The organism is Helicobacter japonicus (assembly GCF_000762845.2).
Taxonomy (GTDB): Bacteria; Campylobacterota; Campylobacteria; order Campylobacterales; family Helicobacteraceae; genus Helicobacter_C; species Helicobacter_C japonicus.
In genome coordinates, this window is record NZ_JRMQ02000032.1 from 1 (window position 1) to 2,556 (window position 2,556).

Annotated in this window: 3 protein-coding genes; all 3 read right to left on the minus strand. The window is 28.7% G+C overall.

All coding sequences use genetic code 11. The features are described from left to right. The coding region (locus tag LS65_RS09565) for a hypothetical protein (protein WP_201274359.1) at positions 1-568 on the minus strand (568 nt) is incomplete at its 3' end. 5 nt (positions 569-573) lie between these two features. Further along, complete coding sequence (locus LS65_RS09570) at positions 574-1,338, minus strand: hypothetical protein (RefSeq protein WP_034360499.1); 765 nt, start codon at positions 1,336-1,338, stop codon at positions 574-576. A 325-nt stretch (positions 1,339-1,663) separates the two neighbouring features. Then, positions 1,664-2,341 (minus strand): hypothetical protein, encoded by a 678-nt coding sequence (locus LS65_RS09575; protein ID WP_138129866.1) that lies wholly within the window; start codon positions 2,339-2,341, stop codon positions 1,664-1,666. Positions 2,342-2,556 lie beyond the last annotated feature (215 nt).

Below are 2,556 nucleotides of genomic sequence, written 5' to 3' on the forward strand. Positions count from 1 at the left end.
GCTTTGGACTTACTTTTGCTTCCTCTATTTTGTTTGTGCTTATTTCTGTGCCACGAAAGGAGAGGATATATTGAGAATCTTTAGAATCTGCCTTTGTATTTTTAAAGAGTGTAGCACTAAAGCCATAATTGCCATCAGTTTCTTTGCCTTTTTCTCTGCTTCTTTCTTTGTTTTCTTGGTGAGCTAAGAGTTTAAATCTATTTACAAAATCTATGGTTCTTTGACTAAGTTTAGAATCTAATTTTACTTGAGTGATGTCGTTATTGGGTATCTTGTCTTTAGTTGTAAGACATATATTAGTAAAAGGGATACACCAATCGCCTGTTCTGTCTTCATTAAATCTTGCCTCTATGGTTCGGGCGTAGGTGGAGTTTTTGCCATTGAATTTGTCGCCTTGTGTTTGGGTATCGAATTCATCTATTTGTTCTTTATTATCTTTTTTATATTTTATCTCTCCACTAAATATATACTCTAATAAAGCATAACTCGCATCGGCACAATTAGTGTAGTCTAAAAATTTCTTAACTAAATTTGTATCTGCATTTTGTGTTTGAATGCTTTTACTCATTTTATTTATCTCCAATTAAAAGTTCTGCTGCCACAATAATCAAAATTTTGCACGAATCCTCCAGGACCAGCATCACTTGGAAGCCTTAATTGATAACTTGGTATAAGATACTCATAAAGTCTTGTTTCTGCAATAAGAACTATTTGGTTTTTATCATCAAAATAATATAATGCCTGTCCGTCGAAAATTCTATCATATTTTTTTGCTTTATAAAAATCAAATTCATTCAATCTACCCAAAAAATCAATTTTCCATTTTTTACCATTGGATAATGTATTTAAATATTCAAAATTATCATTTACATATTTGCGGATAAATGCTCTCCTCATTTCTATTTCTTCCCATTCACTTATTTGTCGGTCTTTATTTTTTAATATTTCTTTCTTATACTCTAAATAGAGTTCTTGTATTTTTTTATCATTGTTTAGCCCCTCTTCAATATCTCTTATTAAAGTTACTTTTTTATTTATTAATATTTTAACTTCTTGAAATAATTTTTCATCATATACAATGAAAGTTTTTTCACACAACCTCTTAAACTCATAATATTGAGGGTCAATATATTGATACGAACACCCACCAGCTACAAATAAAACAATATATATAGGGAAAAGAAATAAACTAAGCTTTATAATCAAGGATTTTAAACTTATTTTAGAATTTGTATGTCTTAGTTTATGAATGATTGTAAAGACAAAAAAGACAATAATAGAAAAAGTACATACAAAAAAGATAAATACAAGAAAAAAGACAAAAAGAAATTCTAACATTGTTGCAACCTAAATATTTTGCAATTATTATTTATACTAATATTATTATCAACATAATTAGTGTAGTCTAGGAATTTCTTAACAAGTTCTTTTCTAGCTTCCCCTGTTCTAATATCTTTATTCATTCTACTGCCCTAAAGTATAATTTACCTTCTTTGAATTTTTTATCTATATCCTCACAACTTAATATTTCCTCATCTTCGGAATGAAACCCTTGCGGCTTCATCGCCTTTTAGAAATATACCATAATTTAGCTATTACTCCCTCTTGAAGCATTACTGCTTTTATACCCTCATAAGCTTCTTGATTTATGGTATTGTTGTTTTCATTTGCATTCATTGAGTTTTTCCTTAGCGTCATTATATGAATGTTGTGCAATACCTAAAACTTTTTCAAAGAAATCAACTTTTTTATTTTTATTTGCTTCAGTTACTACATTGTTAATTTGTTGCATCTCATTATAACTTTTTTGCATTATACCCAAAATATCATCTTTCATAGAACATTGTTCCTCTGCCAAATCTGTTAAAGCCAATGCAATTCCAATAAATTTTAATACAAAAAGATTAGCATACCATTTTGCTGATATAAGACTGGCTCTGTGAATGTCATTATCTAATCCATTCACAAAAAATAAAAATTTGTTGTAACTTTTAAAAAAATCATAATAAGATTGGAATTGCTCTTTGCTTAATCTATAAGATTTAAAAATAGCATAAGCTAGTTTCCACTCCAAATCATTTGAATAAATCATTACTTTGGAAACAAAAGCCAATAAATACAAGTCTTCTAATCCAAAAAAAGTAGTAGCAAGTAAATCTATTTCTAACTTATCAATATAGTGCAATAGCTCTTTTCCAATCTTTTTATTCTTTTCATCAATATTTTCTTTTTCATAGAAATTGTGATAGAGTTCAAGAAATTTTTCTTCATCAGAACTAACTTGACGAAGGTTTGTTTCCATTTGTTCAAATTCTTTTTCATAGCTCCATTGATACCACATTATCAATCCCAAAGGTCTATGCAAGAACGAATAACCCAAAGCAAGGATAAAGATGATACTAAAGATAATAATTTTATTTCTTGTGCTTTTGTTATACCATTGCAAAAGTTTCCCCATCTCTCCCTCCATTATGCTTTGTTATATCTTATTATACCAAATTCTATCCCACCTCTAATCTTATTTTCTCCATTCCACTAGGGCAAAGAAGAATCTTT

What these genes read in the sequence shown, in the direction of transcription:
- LS65_RS09570 (WP_034360499.1), bottom strand. Translation starts at nt 1,338, where the DNA reads ATGTTAGAATTTCTTTTTGTCTTTTTTCTTGTATTTATCTTTTTTGTA.
- LS65_RS09575 (WP_138129866.1), bottom strand. Translation starts at nt 2,341, where the DNA reads ATGTGGTATCAATGGAGCTATGAAAAAGAATTTGAACAAATGGAAACA.